The 26,834-nt window shown below is 62.2% G+C and carries 24 protein-coding genes; 11 read left to right on the top strand and 13 right to left on the bottom strand.

The window, feature by feature from the left end:
* Nucleotides 1-95: 95 nt before the first annotated feature.
* The 3 genes from QF629_12255 to QF629_12245 are packed head-to-tail and all read right to left on the bottom strand — an operon-like array spanning nucleotide 96 to nucleotide 3,706.
* On the bottom strand, nucleotides 96-2,366 hold the full coding sequence (locus QF629_12255; GenBank protein ID MDP6014296.1) for a xanthine dehydrogenase family protein molybdopterin-binding subunit: 2,271 nt from the start codon (nucleotides 2,364-2,366) through the stop codon (nucleotides 96-98).
* 2 nt (nucleotides 2,367-2,368) lie between these two features.
* Nucleotides 2,369-2,845 (bottom strand): (2Fe-2S)-binding protein, encoded by a 477-nt coding sequence (locus QF629_12250; protein ID MDP6014295.1) that lies wholly within the window; start codon nucleotides 2,843-2,845, stop codon nucleotides 2,369-2,371.
* A gap of 3 nt (nucleotides 2,846-2,848) precedes the next feature.
* On the bottom strand, nucleotides 2,849-3,706 hold the full coding sequence (locus QF629_12245) for a xanthine dehydrogenase family protein subunit M (GenBank protein MDP6014294.1): 858 nt from the start codon (nucleotides 3,704-3,706) through the stop codon (nucleotides 2,849-2,851).
* Nucleotides 3,707-3,930: 224 nt separating this feature from the next.
* Between QF629_12245 and QF629_12240 the strand changes: the two genes are divergently transcribed.
* A complete protein-coding gene (locus tag QF629_12240) occupies nucleotides 3,931-4,857 on the top strand; it encodes an LLM class flavin-dependent oxidoreductase (protein ID MDP6014293.1) in 927 nt (308 codons plus the stop codon).
* Between the two features lie 19 nt (nucleotides 4,858-4,876).
* Here the strand turns inward: QF629_12240 and QF629_12235 are convergent, their stop codons facing one another.
* From QF629_12235 to QF629_12205, 7 genes are all read right to left on the bottom strand, one after another.
* A complete protein-coding gene (locus tag QF629_12235) occupies nucleotides 4,877-6,349 on the bottom strand; it encodes an AMP-binding protein (protein MDP6014292.1) in 1,473 nt (490 codons plus the stop codon).
* A gap of 4 nt (nucleotides 6,350-6,353) precedes the next feature.
* Complete coding sequence (locus tag QF629_12230) at nucleotides 6,354-8,024, bottom strand: thiamine pyrophosphate-requiring protein (GenBank protein MDP6014291.1); 1,671 nt, start codon at nucleotides 8,022-8,024, stop codon at nucleotides 6,354-6,356.
* Entirely contained in the window at nucleotides 8,021-9,016 is a 996-nt protein-coding gene (locus QF629_12225; protein ID MDP6014290.1) for a Gfo/Idh/MocA family oxidoreductase, read from the bottom strand. The genes QF629_12230 and QF629_12225 overlap by 4 nt, the downstream gene beginning before the upstream one ends.
* 9 nt (nucleotides 9,017-9,025) lie before the next feature.
* Nucleotides 9,026-9,853 (bottom strand): sugar phosphate isomerase/epimerase family protein, encoded by an 828-nt coding sequence (locus QF629_12220; GenBank protein ID MDP6014289.1) that lies wholly within the window; start codon nucleotides 9,851-9,853, stop codon nucleotides 9,026-9,028.
* A 306-nt stretch (nucleotides 9,854-10,159) separates the two neighbouring features.
* Nucleotides 10,160-10,693 (bottom strand): L-2-amino-thiazoline-4-carboxylic acid hydrolase, encoded by a 534-nt coding sequence (locus QF629_12215; GenBank protein MDP6014288.1) that lies wholly within the window; start codon nucleotides 10,691-10,693, stop codon nucleotides 10,160-10,162.
* A gap of 303 nt (nucleotides 10,694-10,996) precedes the next feature.
* Complete coding sequence (locus QF629_12210) at nucleotides 10,997-12,118, bottom strand: alkene reductase (GenBank protein MDP6014287.1); 1,122 nt, start codon at nucleotides 12,116-12,118, stop codon at nucleotides 10,997-10,999.
* Nucleotides 12,119-12,179: 61 nt separating this feature from the next.
* Entirely contained in the window at nucleotides 12,180-12,380 is a 201-nt protein-coding gene (locus QF629_12205; protein ID MDP6014286.1) for a hypothetical protein, read from the bottom strand.
* A gap of 215 nt (nucleotides 12,381-12,595) precedes the next feature.
* Here QF629_12205 and QF629_12200 point away from each other — a divergent pair, with 215 nt between their 5' ends.
* Nucleotides 12,596-13,462 carry an N-formylglutamate amidohydrolase gene (locus QF629_12200; protein MDP6014285.1) on the top strand — a complete coding sequence of 289 codons (867 nt, stop codon included), beginning with the start codon at nucleotides 12,596-12,598 and terminating at the stop codon, nucleotides 13,460-13,462.
* 470 nt (nucleotides 13,463-13,932) lie between these two features.
* Here QF629_12200 and QF629_12195 read toward each other — a convergent pair whose 3' ends face one another.
* The gene (locus QF629_12195; protein MDP6014284.1) at nucleotides 13,933-15,636 is read right to left on the bottom strand and encodes a formate--tetrahydrofolate ligase; all 1,704 of its coding nucleotides are present in this window, start codon (nucleotides 15,634-15,636) and stop codon (nucleotides 13,933-13,935) included.
* A 115-nt stretch (nucleotides 15,637-15,751) separates the two neighbouring features.
* Between QF629_12195 and QF629_12190 the strand changes: the two genes are divergently transcribed.
* Entirely contained in the window at nucleotides 15,752-15,943 is a 192-nt protein-coding gene (locus QF629_12190) for a hypothetical protein (GenBank protein ID MDP6014283.1), read from the top strand.
* Nucleotides 15,944-16,185: 242 nt separating this feature from the next.
* Complete coding sequence (locus tag QF629_12185; GenBank protein ID MDP6014282.1) at nucleotides 16,186-18,957, top strand: M23 family metallopeptidase; 2,772 nt, start codon at nucleotides 16,186-16,188, stop codon at nucleotides 18,955-18,957.
* Here the strand turns inward: QF629_12185 and clpB are convergent.
* Entirely contained in the window at nucleotides 18,954-21,548 is a 2,595-nt protein-coding gene (gene clpB / locus QF629_12180; GenBank protein ID MDP6014281.1) for an ATP-dependent chaperone ClpB, read from the bottom strand. The two genes, QF629_12185 and clpB, sit on opposite strands and share 4 nt — an antisense overlap.
* A 170-nt stretch (nucleotides 21,549-21,718) precedes the next feature.
* Between clpB and QF629_12175 the strand changes: the two genes are divergently transcribed.
* The 7 genes from QF629_12175 (at nucleotide 21,719) to QF629_12145 (ending at nucleotide 26,136) form a co-directional block, all read left to right on the top strand.
* Nucleotides 21,719-21,847 (top strand): aa3-type cytochrome c oxidase subunit IV, encoded by a 129-nt coding sequence (locus QF629_12175; GenBank protein MDP6014280.1) that lies wholly within the window; start codon nucleotides 21,719-21,721, stop codon nucleotides 21,845-21,847.
* Nucleotides 21,848-21,887: 40 nt separating this feature from the next.
* Nucleotides 21,888-22,430, top strand: coding sequence for an MmcB family DNA repair protein (locus QF629_12170; protein ID MDP6014279.1), 543 nt, complete (start codon nucleotides 21,888-21,890; stop codon nucleotides 22,428-22,430).
* 43 nt (nucleotides 22,431-22,473) lie between these two features.
* Nucleotides 22,474-22,638 carry a hypothetical protein gene (locus QF629_12165; GenBank protein MDP6014278.1) on the top strand — a complete coding sequence of 55 codons (165 nt, stop codon included), beginning with the start codon at nucleotides 22,474-22,476 and terminating at the stop codon, nucleotides 22,636-22,638.
* 27 nt (nucleotides 22,639-22,665) lie between these two features.
* Nucleotides 22,666-22,938, top strand: coding sequence for a hypothetical protein (locus QF629_12160; protein ID MDP6014277.1), 273 nt, complete (start codon nucleotides 22,666-22,668; stop codon nucleotides 22,936-22,938).
* 12 nt (nucleotides 22,939-22,950) lie between these two features.
* Complete coding sequence (locus QF629_12155) at nucleotides 22,951-23,742, top strand: SDR family oxidoreductase (protein MDP6014276.1); 792 nt, start codon at nucleotides 22,951-22,953, stop codon at nucleotides 23,740-23,742.
* A 286-nt stretch (nucleotides 23,743-24,028) separates the two neighbouring features.
* Nucleotides 24,029-24,772 (top strand): TRAP transporter small permease subunit, encoded by a 744-nt coding sequence (locus QF629_12150; GenBank protein ID MDP6014275.1) that lies wholly within the window; start codon nucleotides 24,029-24,031, stop codon nucleotides 24,770-24,772.
* Nucleotides 24,769-26,136, top strand: coding sequence for a TRAP transporter large permease subunit (locus QF629_12145; protein ID MDP6014274.1), 1,368 nt, complete (start codon nucleotides 24,769-24,771; stop codon nucleotides 26,134-26,136). Before QF629_12150 ends, QF629_12145 begins: the two co-directional genes overlap by 4 nt.
* Before the next feature lie 24 nt (nucleotides 26,137-26,160).
* Here the strand turns inward: QF629_12145 and QF629_12140 are convergent.
* Nucleotides 26,161-26,834: hypothetical protein (locus QF629_12140; GenBank protein MDP6014273.1), on the bottom strand; the 674-nt coding region annotated here is incomplete at its 5' end.

Below are 26,834 nucleotides of genomic sequence, written 5' to 3'. Positions count from 1 at the left end.
GGTCTGGCCGCCGGCATATTGCTTGCCGAGGCCGGAAGTGAGGATGATGCGCGCCATGATATGTGGCCGCTTCGGCGCTTCACCCTCTGCCGGACTCAACGGCCATTATCGAGCGCCGCCAATACCTTGGGCGGCGACATCGGCAGTTCAGTCATGCGCACGCCGATGGCGCCCTCGATGGCGTTGGCCACCGTCGCCATGGGCGGAATGATCGGCACCTCGCCGACGCCGCGCACGCCGTAGGGATGGGTCGGGTTGGCCACTTCGACGATGACCGCCTCGATCATCGGCAGGTCCGAGGCGACGGGAATGCGGTAGTCGAGGAAGCCGGGATTATCGAGGCGGCCTTTCTCGTCATATATATATTCCTCGTTCAGCGCCCAGCCGATTCCTTGCGCCGCGCCGCCCTGAATCTGGCCTTCCACATAGGCCTTGTGGATGGCCTTGCCGCAATCCTGAATGGCGGTGTAACGCAATATCGTGACACGGCCGGTTTCCGGGTCGACCTCAACATCGCAAATATGGGTGCCGAAGCCGGGCCCCGCACCTTGCGCGTTGAGCGCCGCGTTGGCCGAAATCGGCCCGCCGGTCTTGCCCGCCTGGGCGGCGATATCGTCGATCGAGAGCGGCTCGAAGTCGCCCGCATTGCTACCCGCTGGCTTGGCACAGCCATCCTCCCAGACCACCGCATCAACGGGAATGTCCCATTCCTTGGCGGCGCGCTGGCGCATCTGGTCAACGACGTCTTCGGCGGCCTGAATCACCGCCATACCGGTGGCGAAAGTGACGCGGCTACCGCCAGTCACGAAACAGTAGCCGACGGAGTTAGTGTCGGCAACTATCGGGCGCACCTTATCGACATCGATGCCCAGCACCTCTGCCGCCATGATCGCCATCGAGGCGCGCGAGCCGCCGATGTCGGGGCTGCCGGTGAGCACCGTCGCGGTACCGTCCTCGCTGATCTGCATTGACGCGCTCGACTCGCCGCCGATATTGAACCAGAAGCCCGAGGCCACTCCCCTGCCCTGGTTGGGTCCCAACGGTGCCGCGTAATGCTCGTGCGCTTTTGCCGCCTCGACGGTCTCCAGATAGCCAATCGGGCCGAACTTGGGACCATAGGCGGCCTGGGTGCCTTCCTTAGCGCCGTTCTTCAGGCGCAACTCCAACGGGTCGATACCGATCTTGCCGGCGATCTCGTCGAGCACGCTTTCGACGGCAAACTCAGAGATCGGCGCGCCGGGTGCGCGATAGGCCGCGACCTTGGGCCGATTGACCACCACGTCGTAGCCGACCACGTTGACGTTCTCCAGATCGTAGGGCCCAAAGGCACACATGGCACCGGGCCCCGCCGGCGAGCCCTGGAAGGCACCAGCCTGGAACTTGAGAGTCGCCTGGGCAGCGGTGATCTTACCATCTTTGGTGACGCCAATCTTAACTTCCATCGCCGAGCCCGAGGTCGGGCCGGAGCCGCGGAAAACCTCCTCGCGGCTCATCACCATGCGAACAGGCCGCCCCGCCTTTTGCGACAGGCGCACCGCCAGCGGTTCCAGATAGATCACGGTCTTGCCGCCGAAAGCGCCGCCGATCTCGGCAGGGGTGACGCGAATCTGCGCCATGTCCATCCCCAGGGCCTGGGCCGTGTTGCCACGTACCATGAAGGCACCCTGGGAGGAGCACCAGATGCGTACCTGGCCGTCCTCAGTGGCCTCGGCGACCACAGCGTGGGGCTCGATATAGCCCTGATGCACGGGTTGGGTGGTAAACTTGCGCTCAACCACCGCGTCGGCCTTGGCGAAGCCGGCCTCGACGTCGCCGAGATTGAACTCCAGGCGACTGGCTATATTGGACGGCTTGTCGGGCGTTGGCGTAACACCGTCGGTAAACAGGTTATCATGCAACACGGGCGCATTCGGCTCCATCGCCGCCTCGACGTCGATGACGTGTGGCAGCAACTCGTAGTCGACCTCGATCAGCGATAGGGCCTCCTCGGCGGCTGCCGCGCTCGTTGCCGCCACCGCGGCGACTGCATGGCCGTCATAAAACGCCTTCTCGCGCGCAATAACGTTGCGCGCCATGTCGCTGTAGTTGAGTTGCCCTTCGCCGAAAGCGATCATCTTGCCCTGGCCGGGATTGGGAAAGTCGGCACCGGTGATCACCGCCTTAACGCCGGGCAGAGCCTCAGCCTTGCTGGTATCGATGCCGCGGATGTTGGCATGGGCATGGGAACTGCGCAGCACACGGCCGTGCAGCATGCCCGGCAAAGCCAGGTCAGCGCCGAACTTGGCCCGTCCGGTTACCTTGTCCGGACCGTCCGGACGCAAGGTGCGCTTGCCTATCCACTTGTAATTTTGGGACTGTTCACCCATCGCTAGGCTCCCCTCATCTCGGCAGCCGCGTCTTGCACCGCGCGCACCACCTTGTCATAGCCCGTACAGCGACAAAGATTGCCAGCTAACCAATAGCGGATCTCGATCTCGCTCGGATCCGGATTGCGCTCCAATAGTGACTTTGCGGCGACGAGAATACCCGGCGTGCAGAAGCCGCATTGTAGCGCTGCCTCTTCCAGAAAAACCCGCTGCAACGGATGCAACTTCTCGCCCTCAGCCATGCCCTCGATTGTCTCGATCTTGGCGCCCTCGGCCTCAACCCCGAGCACCAGGCAGGAGCACACCAGCCGGTCATCAACGATGACGCTGCAGGCGCCGCAGTCGCCAGAAGAACAGCCTTCCTTGGCGCCTGTCAGACTAAGCTCGTCGCGCAGCGCATCGAGCAGGGTCTGCTCGGTATCACAGAGAAATTCAACGGGCTCGCCGTTGACGGTGGTGGTTACGTGATGCCGTGCCATTGCTTAGCTCCCTGCCCGATCTTTAGCAATAAGGGCGACGCGCCGGGCCAGCACGCCCGCCACCTTTATTCGATATTCGGCAGTGCCGCGCTTGTCGTCTATCGGGCGGCAAGCGGCGCTGGCAGCGGCAGCCAATGCGTCGAGCGCGGCCTCATCGAGGCCGCGTCCGGTGATCGCCTCCGCCGCGGCATCGACACGCAGAACCGTCGGCGCAACGGCCCCCAAGGCGACCCGCGCGGCACTCACGTTGCCGCCGCCGTCGAGGCTGAGACTGATGCCAACGCCGACCACGGCGATGTCCATCTCGGTGCGTGGGATGAAGCGCAGATAGGCGTCAGACGCGTTCGTCGGACGCGGTGGCAGGCGGAAATCCACCACCAATTCGCCCGCTGCGAGCGAGGTCTGCCCCGGGCCGGTCGGAATATCCTCGACCGCCACGTCACGGCTGCCGTTCGCCCCGACGACAGTGCATACGGCGCCAGCCGCAACCATGGCGGGTACGCTATCGGCCGCAGGCGAAGCATTGCAAAGATTGCCACCTGGCGAAGCCCGGCCCTGAACCTGTGTCGAGCCGATCAGCTCGGTCGCCTCCACGACGCCCGGCCAAGCCGCACCGAGAGCCGCATGTTCACCCACCGCCGCGCCGCATACCGCGGCACCAATGCGAAATCCACCATCGTCATTGCCGATGGTGCACATCTGCTCAATGTGCTTCACATCCACGATCAGCCCGGGCCGCACCAGACCGGCGCGCATCTGTACCAGGAGGTCGCTGCCGCCGGCCAACACGCGCGCATCGCCGCCGGCCTCGTTCAGTAATGCCACCGCCTGATCCAGGTCGCGCGGCGCTTCATACCGTATTGCCTTCATCGCCTCACTTCTCTTGTTAGCTTTTCTGCAGGAAGCCCAAGGCGCCCGGCATAGCAGGGAATCGGGACTTCCGCTACCCCGCTGCGCAACATAGCGCCCACCCGCCTGCCATAAGCTTGCCCGTCGGTCACCGTCTCTCTTCAGAGGTCCGCAGGCTGGTCGTCGGACGCACGCGCCCGGCTGATCAGGGTAGCGCCGCCGTCCACCACCAGCGTGTGGCCGGGCTTGGCTTCGAGATCGCTTGGTTTGCCGAGCATCATTTCTCCAATTACTGTATCTGCCCTTCGCCCTTGCTCATGGCGGCCCATTGCGCGGGCGTCACTAAGGAGATCCAGCTCGGTCCCGCGGTGATTGTAGTACCGCTTTATGATCCGGCACGCCTGTTGGCGGAGATCGGCGTGGTCGATTCGTTAAGCGGCGGGCGCCTGGTGCTCAGTGTCGGCAGCGGCTATCAGCCCTACGAGTTCGACCGCTTCGGCAAGGATCTGACCGATGCCCAGGGCATGCTGACGAAATTTCTCGACATGCTGTTACTCGCCTTCGGGCAAGAGACCTTCGCTTACGACGGTCGATACTATCAGCTGCCCGAGACCCATATCAGCGCCCGCCCTGTCAATGACATACCAAACATCTGGCTTGCCGGCGACAACCCCTTCGGCCACAGGCTTTGCGCCCAGCGCGGTCTGACGCCCATGTTCACCGGACGTTGGCTAGGGGCTGAATACCAACGCACCATGTGCGCGCGCGTCGCCGAGATGTTCGCAGCGGAAGGGCGCGATAGCGAGACTATGCCGCTTGGCGTGCAACGCTTCATGTGCGTCACGGAAAGCCCGGAGAAGACGCTGGCCTATGCTGACAACTGCCGCCACCAGATGCGGCTGACCTCAACGCTGCGGCGGCGCGCCGAAGTGATGGACGGCGGCATGATGACGGAAGTGCCCCTGCCGGATGAGATTCCGCTCGAGGAGATGGCACAGAACCTCCTGATCGGCGATTGCGAGATCATCGCCGAGCACCTCTGCGGCAAGATCCGCGCCTCACGTGCCTCGCACTACATGTTTCACTTCCAGGTTGGCGGATCGTCACACCGCAAAGCGTTGGTGACCATGGAAACTTTCATACCGAGATCAAGCCGATGGTAGAGCGTGAGTTGGAGCCAACCTAGGCTTTAGTGGGAATGCGCTCGGCGCGCAGCTGGGAGCGGCGTACTTTTCCAGCATCGTTGCGCAATGAATAGGTGACAAACTCATAACTGCGCGGTGTCTTATAGCGGGCTAGACGCTCTTTGACAAACTCCGCCAACATGGTGTCGTTGAGTTTGTCGTTCCAGTCGTCATGCGGCTGTACAATGGCGTGTACGAGCTCTCCCATATCCTCGTCTGGCAAGCCAATCGCCACTACCGTATCGACACCCGGATGCTCGGCCAGCGTCGACTCAACCTCGGCCGGATAGATGTTGGCACCGCCCGAGATGATCATGTCTCCACGGCGGTCACCGAGATAGAGATAGCCGTCCTCGTCGACGTAGCCAACATCGCCGAGAGTCTCCCAGCCCCCATCCGCGACTTTGGCCTCTGCGCCGATATAGTGATAGCTAGTTCCGGGTCCGGCTTCCGGCATCAGATAGACTTCGCCCATGACCCCGGACGGACAATCTTTGCCATTTTCGTCGAGAATGCGCACGCTAGAGCCCCGCACGGTCTTACCGACGGTACCCTTGTGCGCTAGCCATTCCGTGCCGCTGCACCAAGTGACGCCAGTACCTTCAGTGCCGCCATAGAGCTCCCAGACGCGCTCAGACCCAAGCCAGTCGATCCAGTTCTGCTTGAGCCAGACCGGCATGGGTGCCGCGACATGGCTAACGATACGCAAACTCGACAAATCGAAGGCCTCGCGCTCGGCCGCATCGAGGCGCCAGATACGGTGCATCATGGTTGGTACCATCATCACCCATTCAACGCAGTGCTGCTCGATCAGGCGCAGAGACTCCGCCGCGTCAAAGCGCAGCATGCCCACCACTTGGTTGCCGCGAAAGAGGCCGCGATGCGCCATGATGAAGGGCGCATTGTGATAGAGTGGGCCCGGGTTTAACAGGCAGCCCGCGCTCGGCATGTCGAGGAAATCCTCTTCATCCGGATCGAACACCGCCGGATTATGATCGACGATGATCTTGGGCCGCCCCGTGGAACCGCCACTCGACATGGCCTTCCAATAGTGCGCGACCTTGGCCGGCATGGGCCCGTCGTCATGGCTTGTGGCCGTGAAATCCGCGGGCAGGACTGTGGTGCCGGGCAGAATTTCCGGATCGGGACCGATAACCAGGCGCGGCTTGGCCACGGCGATGATTTCCTGCAACTCCGCCGCCGGCAGGCGCGAGGACACCACATGCGGTGTCGCCCCCAGCTTCCAGATCGCGAACGTGGTCTCGAAGAAGCGATTGCCGTTGGGCAGGGCAATGGTGACCAGGTCGTCCGCTTCCACGCCGAGCTTGGCAAGCCGACGCGCCCGTTGGTTCGTGGCGCGCTCGAGCCCGCCCCAGCTTAGTTCACCTTCTGGGTGGATCAGGGCCACCCGGTCCTCGCCGAGCAGCGCCGCGTAGTGGCCCGGGATGGCGCCCAGTGGTATTTTGCCCATTCTCTTAAGAGACCCGCACTTCCAACAAAGCCAGACGACGCTCCTTCAACACCACCTGGGCCGCGTGCGCAAGCGCTGCCGGTAGCTCTCTGCCCGCTTCGACCGTCTGCGACCAGGCACGATGGGCCTCTGCGAGTTTGGCAAAATCGGGGGTCGGCGCGAGAGAGGTCAGCGGCATCGCATTGGCGCGTGCGGCATGACCGTCGGGGAATATCTCGAGAGTGGCCCGACGCACCGCGTCCCAGGCGGCGTTGTTGAGCACGACGAGCAGGATCGGTAGGTCCAGCGCCTCGGCAATCTGATGGCAGGCCGTAGGGTTGGCAAAGATATAGGAGCCATCGCCGACGGTCGCCACCACGAGCCGACCGGGTTCGGCGAGACGCCTGCCGAGCGCCGCCGGAAAGCCCCAGCCGAGCCCGCCCGAGTGGGGCTCCTGGTAGAAGGCCTCCGCATGGCGCAGCGTCATGTTCGCCGTGGGACAACCGAGCTCAGTGAACAGCACGCCGTCATGCTCGGCCAGCAGGTCCGACACGCACTGCGCGGCCCAGGCCTTTGTCATGGGGGCACCCCGGCCCGCGGCGGCCTCAGCCTCGGCGGCAGAGCGTATCTCCGCACAGCGCCCGGCAACGTGCGCACGCCGCGTCAGCTCGCCCGGCGTACCCATCTCAGCATCCAGCGCGGCCAGCACCGCTGCCACCTCACCCGCCACCGTCACGTCAGCCCGGAAGCCGCGTATTGGATAGCGGGTGAACAAGGGATCGGGCCCGATGTGAATAACCTTGCAGTCGTCTGGCGGCGAGACTTGCGATGGCGCCCAGGGAGTCAGCGCGTTGATAACCAGCACCGCATCAGCCTCAACCAGCCACGGCGCCGGGTCGTAACCCGCATTCATGGCATGATCGCTGGCGATAGCGAGCTGCAGCGGCCAAAACTGAGCAACGGGAATGGACCAGCGCTCGACCAGACCAGCCAGGGTGGCGAATCCGACCGCACCGCCGGCGCCACGCTGAACGATGAATAGTGGCCGCTCGGCAGCAGTCAGAATCTCGGCAGCCCTCGCCACATCCTTGTGGACAGGACCTATCTGCACAGGCACCAAGGTCGGTGCCGGTTGCAGCGGCGGCGGGCACGGTGCGCTCAAAACCTCGCGCGGCAGGCTGAGATATACTGGGCCGCGCGGCTGCGACATGGCGATGGCCCAGGCACGGTCGACCACATCGTAGACCTGCTCCGGGAAGCGTAGTTCGTAGTCCCACTTCACCACCTCCCGCACCAGCGCCGCTTGGTCACGCATCTCCTGGCCCCAGTTGATGGGATTGCTGCGCGAGCCCAGCCGGCCGCTCTCAGTGGCTGGCGTGCGCCCGGAACAGAGGATCATTGGAATCTGGTCGTAAGCCGCGTTGAGCGCGCCGATGGCAGCATTGGCGAGCCCCACATTAGTGTGCACCATCACTGCCTGGGGCTTTCCGGTAGCCAAGGTGTAGCCGTGCGCCATGCCCATCGCCGCGTGCTCGTGGGGCATGACCAGCGGCTGCGGCATTGCCGCGACATCACCGCCCGCCAGGGCCTCGATAAGGGGTGGAAAATCGGTGCCAGAGTTGGCGAAGAGATAGTCGATGCCGAGCGTCTTGAAGCGATGCAGCAGTGCCCGGCCGGTGCTGGGTTCGCCGCTCATACGTCCTCCCAGCCGCCACTTCCGTGCGAGCGGCGAATAGCGTCGAGTACACGCATGCCGGCAAACGCCAACTCCAGCGGCCACTCCGTGGTCGGCTCGCCGCGGATCAGTCGCGAGAAGCGCTCTCCCTGAATAGTATACTGGTTGATCGTCGGCACCTCGATGCGTGTGATGTCGAAGCCAGGGCTACAGCAATGATGCAGATAGACCGTACGCGGCTGCACGTGGGCGAAGGGAAACTCGATGTGGATCCAGCCTTCAGCGCCCAGAATCTGCGCCTGCTGATAGCGCCCGGTCTGGGTGGCAACGGTGAAGCAAGCCTGGCGCGAGGTGCCGAAATCGAGCATCACCGAGGCCAGCCGATCGGTGCCGAAGTCGGGATCGATATCGACCAGCGCCACGAGTCGGCGCGGCTCGTCGGCGAAGACCAAGCGCGCGATGGTGCTGGTGTAGATGCCTAGGTCGTAAATGCCGCCACCCCCGGTCTCGACCTTGTTGCGGATATTAGTGGGATCGGAATTGTGATACGAAAAGGCAAGGTGGAGGGCTCGCAGCTGACCAATCCTACCGGCTTCAATTAGCTCTCGAACGATACTCCATTGCGGATGGTCACGCGCCATCATGGCTTCCTCGATGCAAAGGCCTGTGCGATCGCGGGCATGGATCAGAGTTTCCGCCTCTTTCGCATCCATGGTGAGAGGCTTCTCGCAGAGCACATGCTTGCCAGCGTCTAGCGCCTTGACGCTCCATTCAAGGTGCAAGTTATTGGGCAAGGGGTTGTAGACTGCATCGATGTCGTCATCCGCAAGCAGCGCCTCGTAGCTTTCGTATGCCTTTGGAATACAGAGCGAATCCGCGGTCGCGCGCGCCTTGTCGCCGTTGCGCGAGGCGAGTGCGAGGACCGGCGTCAACGGACTCTGCTGCATGGCCGGAATGACGGTCCTCAAGGCGATATCGGCGCAGCCCAGCACACCCCAGCGAACAGGCTCCATGACTTCCTCCTAGACGGCTGTCTGATAACGTTCCTTGATGATACGCACCACCTCGTCCGGGTCGCGCTGCCACCAGTCACGAGAAGAGAATATCTCGACTTCGCGATGCCCGGCATAGCCTGTCGCTTCGACCATGGCGCGGATGCCAGGAATATCGATCACGCCATCGCCCATCATGCCTCGGTCGAGCCGCAGATCGCGCGTATCCTCGAGCCAGTCGTTGATATGGAAGGCAACGATGCGCGGTCCCGCGCGGCCGATTTCGTGTGCCAGATTGGGGTCCCACCAGAGGTGATAGACATCGACCGCAATACCGAGCTCGCCACCCGCGCCCAGCTGGTCGCACCAGTCATTAGCTTCGCCAAGCGTGGTCAGCACAGCGCGGTTGGCGCACATCATGGGATGCAACGGCTCGAGCGCGATAGTGACACCGACCGCCTTCGCCTCGGGCAGCAACACATCGAGCGCGTCGAGACAGCGCGCCCGCGCGCCCACCAAATCCTTCGAGCCATCAACCAAACCGCCGGCAACGAAGACGATGCATTGCGCCCCGATCACCGCCGCTTCCTCGATGGCGCGGCGATTTTCGTCGAGCGCCGCCGACAAAGCGGCATGGTCGGTGGCAGTGACCAGCCCGCCGATGCAATAGCCCGTCACGGTCATGTCGTGCTCGCGTAATAGGCGCGCGCCTTCTGCCAGGCCGATCTCGCGCAGCTTGTCGTGCCACACGGCAATCCCGTGCACGCCCTGGCGTGCATAGCCGCCCACTGCCTCGGGTAACGACCACTGCTCTCGCGTGGTGGCCTGGTTTATCGACAACAGCGCCTCGTTCAGCATAGCGGGCGTCCTTCATCTCATCCGTCAACCTACTACCCAAACTGACCACGCTCCCGGACGCCGGGCAAGAGGCATCGCAGGAGGCCCACTATGCTGGACGAAGTCAGAGGCAAAGCTCGCTGTCGGCTTCAATTATCTTGGAGAGCAGCCGGTCAACAACGTCGAAAAGTCGGTGTCCGTCTACCGCGTGCGGCACGAGGTCAATAGTGTGCTGCGCGTAGGTCGAGATCGTGGGGACATCAGACGGCAACCACCATATCGCAGGCTTCCCCCAAGCTTCTGACCACGACCCACCCGATCCAGCTCTTACACTTGCGACCCCTTGCGAATACTGGACGCAGCCCTTGAATCGCCCTCATCGTCCATGAATTGATACCGAAAATCGCAATTTGGACCACCGCTCAAGATCGTTTGCGTACGCTTGAGCTCTGCATCAGGCGCAAACCCTTCGATCATGGCGTGATCACGATTGCATGAGAGAATGACTCCAAGTTCCGGAATGCCAAGATCTCTATACATCTCGGCATATCGACAGTGCTTTACGTTGAAGTCCACTTTGGCTGGCCTAGTGGTGACGGTTTCGATCTCAAGCGCACCGTCACGGGTCCAGGCTTCAAGATTATCGACAAAGGCCCCGGCATCATTCCTGCCCATTTCCCTAGCCATCTCCGCGCCTTGTTCACGTGCAACCTTGACGATGGCCTCCGACAAAATCGCAAGAACCTTTTCCCTGCCGAAAGCGTCCCCCATCGCGTCGATCACGGGTGCCAGAATTCGCGCTTCTACTTCGCGCCGCTTGAGAACACCAATCTCTTGCGTCAACGTATCAGGTTTGCGCACGCTTTTTCTCCTGCGTCCAGTCTGAACGGTCCCTATATCCAATAAAACAGCCATTCTAGTCACGCTCAAAGATCATTAGCGCAACACAGATCACGCTGGGGCAAACGTTTCGGCAAACGCTAGATTCCAACGCTTCCCCAAGGCCATCGCCCTCAAGGGTAATGTACTTTTAGCAGACGATCCGGCGAAAGTGGTCCGCATGTAGACCTTGCTGCGCGTGATGCTCGGTTGTAGTTAGCAGGCGTGCTGTTGACCAAAACACGACAAGAGCGGTCTCCATACCGTACCCATTCTCCCTTTGGCTCAAGCTGCTGCGGGCCCATCCATCGTCGGATAGTCGAGATAGCCTTTCGGTCCGCGGCTGTAGAAGGTCGCGCGGTCGTAGGGGGTCAAAGGGGCGCCCAGGCGTAGCCGTTCGGGAAGATCTGGGTTGGAGATGAAGAAGCGGCCGAACGCAATTGCATCGGCATCACCCTTCGCCAGCATTGTATTGGCACTGTCGCCGCGGAAGTTACCGGCAGCGATTAGCGTGCCCTGCCAAATTGGACGAAAGAGCTCCGCTGCCGATGGCACCCCCTCGTGATCCACCTCGCGCTGCCCGGCACCGCTGGCGCGTGGCTCGATTAGGTGGAGATAGGCCAGGCCGAACGCATCGAGCTCGCGGATGAGGTGCGAATAGAGCGGCAATGGCTCATCCTCGCCACTGTCGTTGGCGATGCCAAAAGGCGACAGGCGAATGCCAACCCGATCCGCCCCCCACACCTCGGAGACGGCCTGAGTAATCTCCAACACCAGCCGACAGCGGTTCTCGATGGAGCCGCCATAAGCGTCGCTGCGGCGATTAGTGCGCGTCTGCAGAAACTGCTCCAGCAGGTAACCGTTCGCCGAATGGATCTCGACGCCATCGAAGCCGGCTTCCATGGCGCAGTGGGCGGCATGAACATAGCGCTCGATCACACCGGGGATCTCCTCTGTCCCGAGGGCGCGTGGGGTCGGGCAGGGCACGCGGTTGAAATCGGGCGTGGTGATCTCGACGTTGGGCGTCACCGCCGACGGTGCGATCGGCAACTCGCCGTCGGGCTGGTGCGAAGGATGAGACAAGCGGCCCATGTGCCAGAGCTGTAGGTAGATATTTCCACCTTCAGCATGCACGGCATCACTGACAAGTTTCCAACCGGTAATCTGCTCCGGCGAATGGATACCGGGCGTGCATGGCGCACCGCGACCATCCGCCGATATCTGAGAGGCTTCGGCGATAATTAATCCACCGCAACTGGCTCTCTGGACATAGTATTGTGCCATCATTTCGTTGGCGGTGTTTCCTGGAACCGTGGCGCGCATACGCGTAAGCGGCGCCATCATGACCCGGTGCGACAGCGGCAAACCGCCAACAGTAATCGGTGTAAAAAGGTTGATCGTCGTCATTGCGTAACCTCTACTAACCCATGAATGGCATGATCGAACATCGCCGTGCAGCAGCGCACCGCTAGGCGATGTCGTGGGCGAATGCCGTGCTACCGTACTCCGCGTTGTACTGCTCTGCCACGATCGCCACAAGCGCGATCAACACGATCTTGTTGGCGAGGTCGCGCCGCTCCTCGGGCAACCGCGCGGTGCAGTGGGGTCGTCTGGCACGGTGGTAGCAGCAGCCGGCATTGCCCTCAACCCGGTGCAGATAGGCGTGCATCCAGGCACCGTCCGTATCGTCCTAACTTTGCGCTAGACCGTGGGCGGCGCACCAGTCGCCCTTCGTCGCTTGCCACAGCGACGCTAGCGCAGCGAACAGCCCGGACGACGGTCCCGCCTCACGAGGCGATGCCTCGAACTGGCTGATATCGTGGCCAGCCTTCTAGTATCGGCACCATGATGACACAGAGCGCTTTTCGGTCATACTACGAGACGATGATGGAGACGGAGACAAATCCCCCGTTCGAAATCCTGCGGCCAGCGCGGCAGACGCGGCCGCTAGTTGCGGCCTCCCCCCACAGCGGCCGCCATTACGACCGCGCCTTTCTCGCCAGCTCGCGCCTCGGGCTAGATGAGTTGCGGCGCTCGGAGGATGCCCATGTGGACGCGCTGATCGATGGCCTGCCAAAGCTCGGCGTGCCGGTGGTCCAGGCGCTCTTTCCGCGCACCTACGTGGATGCCAACCGTGAGCCGCTGGAGCTTGATCCCGGTATGCTCGACGGCCCCCTACCCGCTTTCGCCAATCCGGACTCGCCGCGGGTACGTGCGGGGCTCGGGGTGGTGCCGCGTACCGCCGCCAATGGCGTCGCTATCTACAGCAACACTCTGCCCATCACCGAGGCACGTACCCGCCTACACAGCTGCTACTTCCCTTATCACCGGACGCTCACTGCACTGCTGCGCGAAACCCGCCACCTCTTCGGCTTTGCCATCTTACTCGATTGCCACTCCATGCCATCACAGGCGCTGGCACGCCAGGGCGCGGCCAGCCCGGATTTCGTGCTCGGCGATCGTCACGGCAGTGCTTGCCTGCCTGAGCTCACGGCGCGTGCCGAATCCGTGCTTACCGAGCTCGGCCACAGCGTCGTGCGCAACCGGCCCTATGCCGGCGGCTTTACCACCGTTCACCACGGCCGCCCGCAGGATGGCATCCATGCCCTGCAGCTCGAGGTCAATCGCGCCTTATACCTAGACGAGCGTAAATTGTGCCCCCACGATGGCCTAGGCTCCGTAGCCGCGGACTTGGCGATCCTTGTTGATGCACTGGCCGATGTTTTGCCCTACGCCTGCGCAGCGGAGTAGGGAGATTTTTTGGATGAAAAAGGCCGCGCCGGGCGTGACACGCCGGAGCTGGCACTGAGCACCGTCAACGCGATGCGGCGGCCGACGGCCGTTCTCCCTGCCGCCAATGCCGAACTGAAATCGAGCACGAAGCCGTTATGGCAAGCGAAGCTATTGGCCATCAGCGATGGTCAAAAACTCCTCCGCCATATGCGTCTTGCCAATACCAGCCTGGCCACGACCCCGCTACAGACACGATTGCGCCACGCTATGAAAACGCCCAAACTCGGCCTCTCGCCCCACCAGGGTATGGGTGCGCTCCATCCCCAGGCTGCCTGTCAGGCCCCTGCAATCAGGCGGGGCAACAAAATTGTGATCTGGCAACGCTCGTTGTCGTCGCCTTCCTCATTTGCCAGCGCCGGTGACGGCTCAGGCTGGGCAATCCATCGTCTAGTTCCCGTCCTCGGTCATTTCCATACCAAGGTGCAGCATCAGAACAAACCGACCACATGGCCGTCGCCGTCAACACCGATGCTCTCGGCCGCCGGGTGTCGCGGCAGGCCCGGCATGGTCATGATGTCGCCGCAAACCACGACGAGAAACTCCGCACCGCCGGCGAGACGTAGCTCGCGAATCGGCACCACATGGTCGCTCGGCGCGCCCTTTAGGCCTGGATCTGTCGAGAAACTGTATTGCGTCTTTGCGATACAAACGGGAAACTCGCCAAAGCCAGCGGCATCGAGCTCGCGAAAGTGGTTGCGGACAGTCTTGTTAGCGATGATGTTTTCGGCACCATAGATGCGCTGCGCCACGGTGCGCGTCTTCTCCCACAGCGAGAGCCCGTCGGGATACAGAAACTGGAAGTCATTGCTGCCATTGTCGATGGTGCGCACCACGGTCTCGGCCAGATCGATTGCGCCGGCGCCGCCGGCTGCCCAGTGGTCGGCCATAACGGCCTCGACGCCAAGCTCGATGCAGCTTTCCAGCAACAGCGTGACTTCTCTCTCACTATCGGCGGAAAAGCGATTGATCGCGACGACCAGCGGCACGCCATAGCCGCGCAGATTGGCGACGTGCCGTGCGAGATTGCCGATTCCGGCACGTAGTGCCTCAACGTTCTCCTCGCCCAGATCCTCACGCGCCACGCCGCCATGCATTTTGAGTGCGCGCACCGTTGCCACCAGTACTGCACAGTCTGGCACGAGCCCGGCCTTGCGGCATTTGATGTCGAAGAACTTCTCGGCACCGAGATCGGCACCGAAGCCGGCCTCGGTCACTACATAGTCGGCGAGCTTGAGGGCGGCGCGCGTGGCGATGACAGAGCTGCAGCCATGAGCTATATTGGCGAAGGGTCCGCCGTGAACGAAGGCGGGATTGCCCTCGAGCGTTTGCACCAGATTGGGCGCCAGCGCGTCCTTGAGCAACGCCGTCATGGGTCCCGCCGCGGACAGGCTGGAGGCGCGCACGGGTGTGCGGTCGCGGCGATAGCCAACGATGATGTTACCGAGGCGACGCTGCAAATCATCGAGATCCGTTGCCAGACAGAATATTGCCATGACCTCGCTGGCCACGGTGATGTCAAAGCCATCCTGGCGGGGGAAGCCATTAGCGACGCCACCGAGCGAGCAGGTGGTCTGGCGCAGCGCGCGGTCGTTCATGTCGACGACACGGCGCCAAGTGATGCGGCGCAGGTCAAGCTTCTCCTCATTGCCCCAGTAGATGTGGTTGTCGACCATGGCAGCAAGCAGGTTGTTGGCAACGCTGATGGCGTGGAAGTCGCCGGTGAAGTGGAGGTTGATGTCTTCCATCGGCATGACCTGGGCATAGCCGCCGCCGGCGGCGCCGCCCTTCATGCCAAAACACGGCCCGAGGCTTGGCTCGCGCAGCGCCATGACGGCGCGCTTGCCGATGGTGTTCAAGGCATCGCCGAGACCGACAGTCGTGGTGGTCTTGCCCTCGCCCGCCGGCGTCGGCGTGATCGCAGTGACCAGGATCAACTTGCCGTCCGGGCGATTTGCCAAGCCGGCTATGTGCGAGAGCGAGAGCTTCGCCTTGCTGCGACCGTGCGGCTCCAGCGCCTCTTCCGGTAGGCCGAGGCCATCGGCGGCAACCTCAGCGATGGGCCGCAGCGTGGCAGCCTGGGCGATCTCGAGGTCACTCTTCGGCGCCGCATGCTGTTGGGCCGGATCGGGCATGGCTTTCTCCTCCCGTCGGCGCTTCATCGCACCGCGGGGCCGGTCGTAGCGATTTTTCGGCAACAATCAAGAGATTTGCTACCCTGTCGCGATCACCAGTCCCGGGGAGCAGCGGGTGCGTCCGGATACAGTTTTCAACGCAACCTATCTCGCCATCATGCTGCCGCTGGTGCTATTCGTACCGGCGGGCCTGTGCCTCGGCCGCGAGGACCTGTTGCACAGGCTGGCGAGAGAGGAAGTGGCTATCCGCAACAGTCCCGGCATCCGTGTCATTGCCCTGTTGCAGCGGATTTTCGCCACACCCTAGAATCAGGTTTGTGAAAATTCTCATAAATTTTAGATTTATTTGACAAAACAGGACATTCGTCACATTTTTGTTGGCGTGCTTAGGCTCGAATAGAGGTAAGCGCAGTTGGCGTTATGGCGTCGGCGTGTGGCGGGTAGGCAACTGACGGGGTCTTGCGCATGAGGCTTGCGCATAAGCTAGGGGGGATGGCCGCGGCTTGCGTGTGTCTTTCCTTGCCGCCAGCGTCCTTTGCCAATGAAGGCGTGATCGACTTGGGCAGCGCGCTCGTGCGCTACGAGGGTAACGCCAAAGTCTACCGGGTCGGCCACCCAGACGACGTGATAGACGAGGGTGGCGTGGTGCAGGGACGCGGCTTCGAGCCGGCGCAAGCCACCACCCGCACATTGCGCATCTCGCGCGGACAGACCCTGACTAATATTCTCCACGCTGCGGGAATCAGCAGAAACGAGACTGCCAATGCCGTGACTGCGCTGGGCAAGGTGTTCAACCTGCGACGCCTACAGATCGGCCAGAGCGTCACCCTGCGCCTCGATCCGATGACCGCGGGTGGCGCCAGCAACCGCCTCATCAGCATCTCGCTCAATCTCCGAAACGACAGGGTCGCGGTGGCCTTTCGCGATTTTGGCAAGCACTTCTCTGCCAGGCGGATACCCACCGCGGAGGCCGAGGCGCTACTGGACTCGATGGTCGAGCTCGCACCCGACGACGGCGGCGGGCTGTCGGCGCGTGACGTGGTGTTGAGACGCGGACAGTCGCTTATCCGCCTGCTGATCATGGCCGGCGCCAGCACCAGCGACGCTTACGCGGCCTCGGAGAAGATAGGCGAGCACATCAACCTGTGGCGCATGCATATCGGCCAGGCGGTAACGCTGACGTTCGAGACGGATGCGGACAGGCCCCGCCTAGCCGGTGTGGCTATGACTTTGCCGAACGGCCGCGAGGCGGTTGTCGGGCGAGGCGTCGAGGGAGACTGGCACCACGGATCGGCGACGATCGTCGCCAGCGACACCCGCGCCCAGGAGCTGGTAGAGCAGCCCGGGGCGACGAGCGAGGCGACGCCAGATGCGCCGCTGGTCGTAGGGCTGACCGAGCGCGAGGCGCCGTCCAATGAAAACGAAATCCGCAGAATCACCCTCGGCAAGAACGATGTCTTGTTCAGTCGCTTAGTCGCAATTGGCGCCAATCGTGCGGAAGCTAACCGTGCCGTACGTGAGCTTTCCGAAGTCGTCGACATGCGGCGCTTGCAGATCGGCGAGACCTTCCGCCTGACCTTCAACGTGCCGCCCGGTGGCGACCGCCAGCAGCTAGTTGGCCTCTCGGCCAAGCTGCGGGGCAGAGACGACGTGGCGCTGAGCTGGCCGCTGACGGAGGACGTCGCCGAGGCAGTCGCGCCGGAGCCGAGCATCAATCCGGCCGACCTGCCGCCGGTGAGCCACAGTTTCCAGGTGACGACCATTGCGCGAGGCGACAATCTGACCGTGCTGCTCGCCGATGTAGGCGCGGGCCAGGGCGACATCGTCCGCGCCCTGACCAGCCTGCGAAAGGTGCACAACCCCAACCGCCTAAGGGTCGGTCAGCGCTTGGTGGTGGAGATCCTCGGACCCATCGGTGAGAGAGAGTTGGTAGGCTTTACACTGCAAACGGGACGCAAGTCAGCCGTGGTGGTCGAGCGCCAGGGCAATAGCTTCCATGCCCGCAAGACCAATCTCGCAGCGCTGGAAGCGGCGGCGCAAATGGCCAAGGTCCAGGATCGGCGCCTTGCCAGCCTACCGCCGGAAGAGCGCGGGGCAGCGGCCGCCGAAGCGCCCAACGGCGATGATCTGGCGAGCCGGGTCAACGGCCATCGTATCGTCGACCTCAATGCCGACACGATGGTTCACAATGTGACCATCGGCAAGGGCAACACGCTGATGGGCGCGCTGGTCGGTGCCGGCGTTGAGAGGACGGAGGCACACAAGGCGATCACCGCCATACGCGAGCTCTACGATCCACGGCGGTTACGGGCCGGCAACAAACTGGCCGTGACCTTCGTTGGCGCGGCACGGGAAGGTGACCTGGCCCGCCGGCCGACATCGCAACATCGCCTCGGCGCCCTGAGTCTCGACATGGGCGGCGAGTCGCGCCTCGAGGTGGTGCGCCTCGAAGACGGTGGCTTCGTCTCGGGTTATGTCGACAAAGGTCTGGTGCGCGACTTGCACCGTATCGAGGGCTCTATAGAGACCAGCCTCTACGAGGCAGCCGTCGAGGCCGGTTTACCGTTAGCAGTGATGATGAAGATGATTCGCATCTACAGCTTCGAGGTGGATTTCCAGCGCGATATCCAGCGCGGCGACACCTTCACCCTGATGTTTGACATGCTTGTCGACAATCAGGGCAACGAAGTGCAGGCCGGTGATATCTATTTCGCCTCGATGAACCTATCTGGCGCCGACACGCCACTCTATCGTTATGAGTTGGCCGACGGTCGGATAGACTATTTTGACGCCCAGGGTCGCAGCACGCGCAAGGCACTAATGCGTACGCCGATCGACGGCGCCCGGCTGTCCTCCCGCTTCGGCACGCGGCGCCACCCGGTGCTGGGCTACACCAAGATGCACCGGGGCATCGACTTCGCGGCGCCGCGCGGCACGCCGATCTATGCGGCGGGCGATGGCGTGGTCGAACGCGCCTCGCGCTACGGCAGCTACGGAGAATATATCCGCGTCCGCCACAACAGCAACTACAGCACCGCATACGCGCATCTGAAGAGCTACGCCAAGGGGGTCTATCGGGGCAAGCGCGTGGTCCAGGGGCAAATCATCGGCTATGTCGGCAGCACCGGGCGCTCAACCGGCCCACACCTGCATTATGAGATCTTTCACCACGGCAAGCAGGTCAACCCGCTCAGCGTCAAGCTTCCGACCGGCATCAGACTGGCAGGGTCGGACCTGTCACGGTTCGGCGCCGAGCGCGACCGGATGCAGATCCTCTATGCGAAACTGCCAGGTATTCGCGCCGTAGCGCAGGAGCGCTAAACCGCTTTCGGCTGTCGCCAGGCGATCGCCAGACCGTCTTCGCCGGCACCAACCTCGACGGTATCGCCATCGCGAATGCTGCCGTCGAGGATCAGTGTCGCCAGGCGATCCTGCAGGCTACGTTGAATGATCCGCTTGAGCGGCCGGGCGCCATAGACAGGATCAAAACCAGCGGTCGCCAACCATTCGCGTGCGATATCGTCGAGTTCGAGAGTGATATCGCGATCGCTCAATAGTGCGGCCAGCCGCTCCACCTGGATATCGACGATGCCGCCTATTTGCGAACGATCGAGGCGGTGGAATAACACTGTCTCGTCGAGCCGGTTGAGAAACTCCGGTCGGAAGGCGGCGCGAACTTCCGCCATCACCGCCGTTCGAGCGGCCTCGGAGTCTTCTCCCACCGGCAGGTTGGCGAGGTGGTCGCTACCGAGATTCGAGGTCAACACGATCAGCGTATTACGGAAATCCACGGTGCGGCCCTGGCCATCGGTCAGGCGGCCGTCGTCGAGCACTTGCAGCAGCACGTTGAAAACGTCCGGATGGGCCTTCTCGACCTCGTCGAACAGGACGACCTGGTAAGGGCGACGGCGCACCGACTCCGACAGCGCACCGCCCTCGTCATAGCCGACATAGCCGGGCGGAGCCCCAATCAGCCGCGAAACCGCATGCCTCTCCATGTATTCCGACATATCGATGCGCGCCAGTGCCGTCTCGTCATTGAACAGAAATTCGGCCAGGGCTTTCGTCAACTCGGTCTTGCCGACGCCGGTGGGACCGAGGAACAGGAACGAGCCTATCGGCCGCGTCGGGTCTTGAAGGCCGGCACGAGCCCGACGCACGGCATTGGATACCGCCGAGATGGCATCATCCTGACCGATGACGCGGCGATGCAGCTGCGTCTCCATGTCGAGCAGCTTTTCGCGCTCGCCCGCCAACATGCGTTCGACGGGCACGCCCGTGGCGCGCGAGACGACACTGGCAATATCGTCGGCACTGACTTCCTCGCTGACCATCAGGGCGCCATCGCCACCGCCCGCGTCATCGGCAAGCTTGGCTTCGAGTGCCGGGATGACGTCGTGAGTGAGCTCCCCGGCGCGCTCGTAATCGGCGTCACGGATGGCGTTGACGAGCGCGATGCGCGCTTCCTCGAGCTTCTCCTTAGTGTCCTGGACACCGTGCAGAAGGTCCTTTTCGGCCTGCCATTTAGCGGTCATGGCGCCGGCCCGACTTTCGAGATCGGCGAGCTCGCCTTCGAGCTTGGTCAGACGCTCGACCGAGGCCGGGTCGCTCTCCTTGCGCAAGGCCTCGCGCTCGATCTTGAGTTGCGTCAGGCGGCGGTCCAGTTCGTCGAGCGCTTCCGGCTTGCTATCCACCTCCATGCGTTTTCGGCTCGCCGCTTCGTCGATCAGATCGATTGCTTTGTCGGGCAGGAAGCGATCACCAACATAGCGGTTAGATAAGGTTGCTGCAGCAACGATAGAGCCATCCGTAATGGCGACGCCGTGGTGCAGTTCGTATTTCTCCTTTAGGCCGCGTAGGATCGAGATGGTGTCCTCTACGCTCGGCTCTGAGACCAGCACGGATTGGAACCGGCGCGCCAGGGCGGCGTCCTTCTCGACATGTTTGCGGTACTCGTCGAGCGTCGTGGCACCGATGCAATGCAGCTCGCCCCGCGCTAGAGCCGGCTTGAGCAGATTGGAAGCATCCATCGCCCCTTCCGCAGCACCGGCTCCAACCAGAGTATGCAGCTCGTCAATGAACAGCACCACCTCGCCCTCGGCCGCTTGCACCTCGGACAGTAGAGACTTAAGTCGCTCCTCAAACTCGCCACGGAACTTGGCTCCGGCCACCATGGCGCCGAGATCGAGCGATAGCAACCGTTTGTTATGCAGAGATTCTGGTACGTCACCGGCAACCATGCGATTAGCCAAACCTTCAACGATGGCAGTCTTGCCAACACCTGGCTCGCCGATCAACACGGGATTGTTCTTGGTGCGCCGCGATAGAACTTGGACAGTGTGTCGGATCTCCTCGTCACGCCCGATCACCGGATCTAGCTTACCCGCGCGTGCCATTTCCGTGATGTCGTTGGCATAGCGGTCGAGGGCGTCGTAGGAGTCTTCCGCGTTCTCCGAATCCGCCTTGCGACCCTTGCGGAGGCGCTCGATCGCGCTGCCCAGCGCTTCCACCGTGACCCCGGCATCACCGAGCAGGCGCGCGCCTGTACTGCCCTTGGCCTCAGTCAGCGCTTGCAACAGGCGTTCGGCGGTCACGAAGCGGTCGCCGGCCTGCTCCGCGATCACTCCGGCACGCTCGAGAATCCGTGCCGTCTCCGGCGCCATGTAGAGCTGCCCACCGCCACCGCCTTCGACGCACGGTAACTTGGCCAGCGCAGCCTCGACAAGCTCGAGCACCTGCTCCGGCCTGCCACCGGCAGCGGAGAGGAGATTGATGGCAAGGCAGTCGTCATCCTCGAGTAATGCTTTGAGCAGATGCTCAGGCGTCAGCTGCTGATGCCCGGCGGTAATCGCCTGGGTCTGGGCGGTTGAAATTAGGCTGCGGCTACGTTCGCTGTATCGTTCGAAGTTCATGGCGCTCCCAAGCGGCGGTGGTCCACCGGAGATATGGTGTTGTAATTATGCAACACAAGACCCGAGGCTAGGGATTCTTGCCCTGTGTACACGGTCTTGTGCCAAGCCCCCGCGTGGGCTATCTCTACCGCGCCGAATCCAGGGGAACATAGCCTAGGGGGTCATCGAGAATGGCATATAGTGCACAACAGGCGCTTGAGGAGCACCAGGCCACATGGAAGGCGTTCATGCGCCTAACCATCTATTCCACAGCAGCGGCAGCCATCACACTGGCGCTTATGGCGCTGTTTCTGACCTAACAGCTTCGACCCTCGCAGCGATAAGCCGCGGCGCGGGATCATGCAGCACGATTTACCCTTCGGGCAGGCAGGGCATTGGGCCAAGCAGCCCGGGGCTTTCGTGCGTGATACCGTGCCGAGCAACGGGCCCGATCTCGCCAGGCACGAGCAGGTGAGCACGGGGTGCACCGCGACCAAGGACATCACGCGCGGGGCGGTGCGGCTGCTCGGCGACCTCGGCTATCGTAGCCTCACCGAACTGCGCCTCGCCGGCGGACGCCGGGTGGACATCATCGGCCTCGACGGGCGTGGCCGCTTTGCCATTGTCGAAGTGAAATCGGGCCTTTCCGACCTGCGCGCCGACGACAAGTGGCCCGACTATCTAGACGCCTGCGATCGCTTCTATTTTGCCGTCACCGCTGACTTTCCTCTGGCGGGGCTGCCGGAGAACACTGGGATCATTATCGCTGACCGATTCGGCGGCAAGGTGGTGTGTCCCGCCCCGTTATCACCGATGTCCACGGCCGCCCGTAATCGCCAAACCTTACTCTTCGCCCATGCCGCAGCGGAACGGCTTTCGCGGTTCGACAATAGCGGGCTATAGTCACCGCCCGCACGAACAAACCCCACTGGGAGAGGATATGGCCATGACCAAGCCGACACGCCATCTCGCGACCCTGTGCATTCTTGCGGCAGGATTGGCGCTTGCCGCATGCTCGGCTCAGCGCGACGACTTCAACCCCGTGCGCTTGGCATGTCCAGGCGATTTCGACCCACAAACCAACAAGTGTATCATCCAAACTGGCAATTAGCGCCGTTATCAAGTGGATACATGGTGGATGGCCGATCTCAGCGAACGCTTGCGCGCGCTCTATACGGGTGTGGTCTATGATACGCTTTCCGACCTGGGCATGACTGGCCAGGCCCTGCCACCCAAGGTTCAGGCACTCGATCCTGAGAGCACTTTAGCCGGACCGATCTGGACCCTCAGCGGGTGTCGCGCGCCGCATCTCAGCCGCGATGAGGCGGTCGTCGCGGAGAATAAAATGCGCGATGCCATCCTTGCCGGCACCAATCCCAAGGAAGCCTATCTTAAATTCGGTGAGTTCTAGGAGAGCCCAGCCATGGACGACAGACGCTCATTCTCGGTTCTAGCGAGCTTCCGCCTCGATGGCGATACCGCCATCGTTACCGGCGGCGGTAAGGGCCTGGGGCGCATCGCCTGCCTGGCGCTGGCCGAGGCCGGGGCCAAGATCGCCGTACTCGATCTCGACGAAGCCACGGCGCAGCAGACCGTCGGCGAGATCTCTGAGGCCGGTGGCGAGGCTCGCGCCTGGGTCTGCGACGTGACCGACGAGGGAGCGGTGATCGAGACCTTCGCCGCGATCGCCGACGCCTTCGGCGGCATCGACATTCTCGTTAACAACGCCGGAATCGCGCGGCGCGATCCCACCGAGAGCATGCCAACCGAGACCTGGGACCTAGTCATCGCGATCAACCAGACCGCGGTCTTCACATGCTCGCGCGAGGCCGGCAAGCACATGTTGGTGAAGGGCAAGGGCGCCATCATCAACATCGCCTCGATCATGGGGCTCTCGGGCGGCGGCTTCTATCCCAACCTCCCCTACCATGCTAGCAAGGGCGCAGTGGTCAACATGACCCGCGCATTGGCTGCGGAATGGGCCCAGCGCGGCGTGCGCGTCAACGCCATCGGCCCAACCTTCACAGAGACCGACCTGACGGCGCCGTTGCGCACCAACAACCAGGCGAAAGCCTTCATCGAAGAGCGCACACCCATGGGCCGCTTCGCCCAACCCGAAGAAATGGCCGGCGCCATCCTCTACCTGGCCAGCGACGCCGCCTCGGCGGTAACCGGTATCACCCTACCGGTAGATTGCGGCTGGCTGGCGATCTGACTGCGCAAACCCATGGAAGCCGCCGTTTGCGTCATTAACAGCCTCCAGCCAAGAGGTCGCTTTTCTATAGCGTCCGGCCAGACACGACAATGCAGTGCTGGCCACTGTCGGTGGCGCAATCACAAGAGCTTTTTTCTTGTTGTCATATGGTTGTCACATTGGTTTGATGCGCCACCGTTCGAATGGGGGCTGGCGGACATCTTTTTCCGAGCCTGATCAAAACATTGTGGTCACTACTACTTCCGGCGCGCCGAGTCCGGTCACGTCTCACGACTGAGGAGGATTCATGCAGTTCCTGATGGGTTTGAGCGTGGCGCTCGACCGCCTCAATACGCATATCGGCAAGCTGGCGGCTTGGCTGTTGCTCCCTCTCGTCGCGGTGATCATCGTTGACGTGGTCAATCGCAAAGTGCATTTTTTCTCATCCTTGGCGGAATCGCTTAAGGCCAGTGGTAATGTCGCGGCAGGCGAATTAGTCGCGACTTATCTCACCTCGACCAAGTTCCAGGATCTCGAGTGGCATTTGCATGCGGCACTATTCCTGCTCTGCCTTGGCTTTGCCTATGTGCGCAACGCTCATGTCCGCATCGAGCTCGTACGCGAGCGCTTCTCGCCAGAAGTCAAGGCCTGGCTGGAGCTGATTGGCACCATCATCTTCCTGCTGCCTTACGCGGCGGTGGTACTTTACTTCTCCTTTGAATTCGCAATGCGCTCCTACAACATGAACGAAGTTTCGGCATCGCTGACCGGCCTCAGCCATCGCTGGATCATTAAGTCCTTCGTACCGATCGGCATGGTTCTGCTACTGCTCGCTGCCGCCAGTGTTGCCATCCGCAACGCCCTGTTCCTTTTCGGACCCTCTCGTTTGAAACGAGACGTTCGTCGAAACGCGCCAGAATTGCACGTGGCCGCGGAAGATCTGCGTACCGTAGCACAGCAAGAGATTAAAGAGATCTTGGACACCGAGGACCACGACGATACCGCACCGCCACTTGGCACTTCTGACAGCTCCAGGGAGAGGCGGACATGACTTTCGTCGACCTGCTACCGCTTGTGATGTTCGGCACCCTGGCCGTGCTTCTGTTCAGTGGCTATCCCGTCGCTTGGGTGCTTGGCGGACTTGGCGTCGCCTTCGGCGCCATCGGCATGTACTTTGGTGTGTTTTCCTTCATCGAGTATTTCAACATTGTTTCGCGCCTTTGGGGCACGGCGGCCGAAAGCTTGATTCTGGTGGCAGTGCCGATGTTCATCTTCATGGGCACTATGCTCGAGCGATCGGGCGTTGCCAACGACCTGCTGCATTGCCTGCAGGTTCTGCTCCGGCGCACGCCGGGTGGTTTGGCGCTGTCGGTGACCATCATGGGCACCATCATGGCCGCGACCACGGGCATCATCGGCGCCTCGGTGGTGATGATGACCCTGCTGGCATTGCCGGTCATGCTTGACCGTGGTTATCACGTGCCGCTGGCGACGGGCACTATCGCCGCCTCGGGCACCCTCGGCATTCTGATTCCGCCCAGCATCATGCTGGTGATCATGGCCGACCTTCTATCAATCTCGGTTGGCACGCTGTTCCTGGCGGCCGTGCTGCCAGGCCTGACCCTGGCTGGCCTCTACCTCGTGTATATTTACACGCGCACCAGCATCACCCCATCCCTGGCGCCGCCGCTGCCCGATGATATTGGGCCGGCGAACCGGGCCGCACTATGGACCATGGTGCTGCGCAGCTTCGTGCCACCGATCCTGCTTATCGTCTTCGTGCTAGGCTCAATCTTCGCTGGCTGGGCGACACCCACCGAGGCGGCCGGCGTCGGTGCCCTTGGTGCCCTCCTGCTAGCAATCGCCAACCGCAAGCTCAACTGGCGCGTCCTCAAGGACGTCTCAGAGCGCTCAGCGCTTACCATCGGCATGATCTTCGGCATCTTCATCGGTGCCACCGCGTTCTCCTATGTCTATCGCTCGCTTGGCGGCGACGATCTGGTGCACCATTACGTCACCCAGGCCGCCCTAGGCTCCTGGGGTTTGCTGATCATGATGATGGTACTGGTCTTCCTGCTCGGCTTCTTCTTCGACTGGATCGAGATCACGCTGATCGTCCTGCCGCTGTTCGCGCCGATTATGCGCACCATGGATTTCGGCGATCATGTGCCAGAAGCGACGACCATCATTCCCTGGATTGCCATCCTGCTGGCTGTGAACCTGCAAACATCGTTTTTAACACCACCATTCGGATTCGCTCTCTTCTACATGAAGGGGGTGGCGCCCGAAGGGGTAAAAATCCAGCAGATCTATGTTGGCATCATCCCCTTCGTTATCCTTCAGGTGATCGGCCTGATGGCTGTGATCGGCTTTCCCGAGCTTGCCCTCTGGCTGCCCGAATCGGTGCTTGATTGAAGAAGCGGCAAGTAACGCCTGGGCTCAGTCGGCAACTGCGGCCGTTTTACGCACCAGTTTGATCTGGGTCTGGACCGAAACCTCGACCACCGAGGTGACCTCGAGTCCATGGTCCTCGTAGACCGGTTGCTTAGCCTCGGGATTATCCAGATGCCACAGCTTGACCGCCTCGTCGCGCTCGGTCTGCAGCCAACCGATCTGTGGCTGAAACAGCTTTACCATGGCACCTACCCAGCGGTTGGTGGGCCATGAGGGGACGGCGTGGCTAATCTCGAAGAGGTCGAGCAACGCGATCACGTCATTTGAGTTGTACCAGGTCTCGCCGGTGACCCAGCGGTTGACCGTGAACATACGTATCGGCCGGCCCTCGGAATCCATCGATATCCCCACCAGGTGCGCCAGCGCATCGTTACCCAGAGGCCTTTGCACCGACGATGGCAGAGCCGCGGGCTTGATGGATTCGGGCATGCCCTTTTGGCGCACGAAGAGATGGAAATGTCCGTGCTCGTTGGCCCGCAGATTGGATGGATGCGCATGGTAGTAGTACTGCGAGTGGGTAGCTCCGTCGTAGATATCACCCTTGGGGTAGTGGTCCCATTCGGTGAAGGTTCCCTGCCCGCGCAAAATCTCGGCAACCAAGTTGCTGTGGTCGGCCTCGACCACGCTGGTGCATTCCTCGACCACCTCAGCCGCAACCA

It is taken from the genome of Alphaproteobacteria bacterium (genome assembly GCA_030739735.1).
Taxonomy (GTDB): Bacteria; Pseudomonadota; Alphaproteobacteria; order UBA7887; family UBA7887; genus UBA7887.
This window is presented reverse-complemented; position numbering and strand designations above follow the sequence as displayed.

Coding starts and splice junctions, on each gene's coding strand:
- QF629_12225 (MDP6014290.1), bottom strand. CDS start 9,016: ATGGAGCCTGTTCGCTGGGGTGTGCTGGGCTGCGCCGATATCGCCTTG.
- QF629_12145 (MDP6014274.1), top strand. CDS start 24,769: ATGACTTTCGTCGACCTGCTACCGCTTGTGATGTTCGGCACCCTGGCC.
- QF629_12155 (MDP6014276.1), top strand. CDS start 22,951: ATGGACGACAGACGCTCATTCTCGGTTCTAGCGAGCTTCCGCCTCGAT.
- QF629_12210 (MDP6014287.1), bottom strand. CDS start 12,118: ATGACGACGATCAACCTTTTTACACCGATTACTGTTGGCGGTTTGCCG.
- QF629_12220 (MDP6014289.1), bottom strand. CDS start 9,853: ATGCTGAACGAGGCGCTGTTGTCGATAAACCAGGCCACCACGCGAGAG.
- QF629_12160 (MDP6014277.1), top strand. CDS start 22,666: ATGGCCGATCTCAGCGAACGCTTGCGCGCGCTCTATACGGGTGTGGTC.
- QF629_12195 (MDP6014284.1), bottom strand. CDS start 15,636: ATGCCCGATCCGGCCCAACAGCATGCGGCGCCGAAGAGTGACCTCGAG.
- QF629_12230 (MDP6014291.1), bottom strand. CDS start 8,024: ATGAGCGGCGAACCCAGCACCGGCCGGGCACTGCTGCATCGCTTCAAG.
- QF629_12165 (MDP6014278.1), top strand. CDS start 22,474: ATGACCAAGCCGACACGCCATCTCGCGACCCTGTGCATTCTTGCGGCA.
- QF629_12200 (MDP6014285.1), top strand. CDS start 12,596: ATGATGGAGACGGAGACAAATCCCCCGTTCGAAATCCTGCGGCCAGCG.
- QF629_12255 (MDP6014296.1), bottom strand. CDS start 2,366: ATGGGTGAACAGTCCCAAAATTACAAGTGGATAGGCAAGCGCACCTTG.
- QF629_12175 (MDP6014280.1), top strand. CDS start 21,719: ATGGCATATAGTGCACAACAGGCGCTTGAGGAGCACCAGGCCACATGG.
- QF629_12250 (MDP6014295.1), bottom strand. CDS start 2,845: ATGGCACGGCATCACGTAACCACCACCGTCAACGGCGAGCCCGTTGAA.
- QF629_12150 (MDP6014275.1), top strand. CDS start 24,029: ATGCAGTTCCTGATGGGTTTGAGCGTGGCGCTCGACCGCCTCAATACG.
- QF629_12205 (MDP6014286.1), bottom strand. CDS start 12,380: ATGCACGCCTATCTGCACCGGGTTGAGGGCAATGCCGGCTGCTGCTAC.
- clpB (MDP6014281.1), bottom strand. CDS start 21,548: ATGAACTTCGAACGATACAGCGAACGTAGCCGCAGCCTAATTTCAACC.
- QF629_12235 (MDP6014292.1), bottom strand. CDS start 6,349: ATGGGCAAAATACCACTGGGCGCCATCCCGGGCCACTACGCGGCGCTG.
- QF629_12170 (MDP6014279.1), top strand. CDS start 21,888: ATGCAGCACGATTTACCCTTCGGGCAGGCAGGGCATTGGGCCAAGCAG.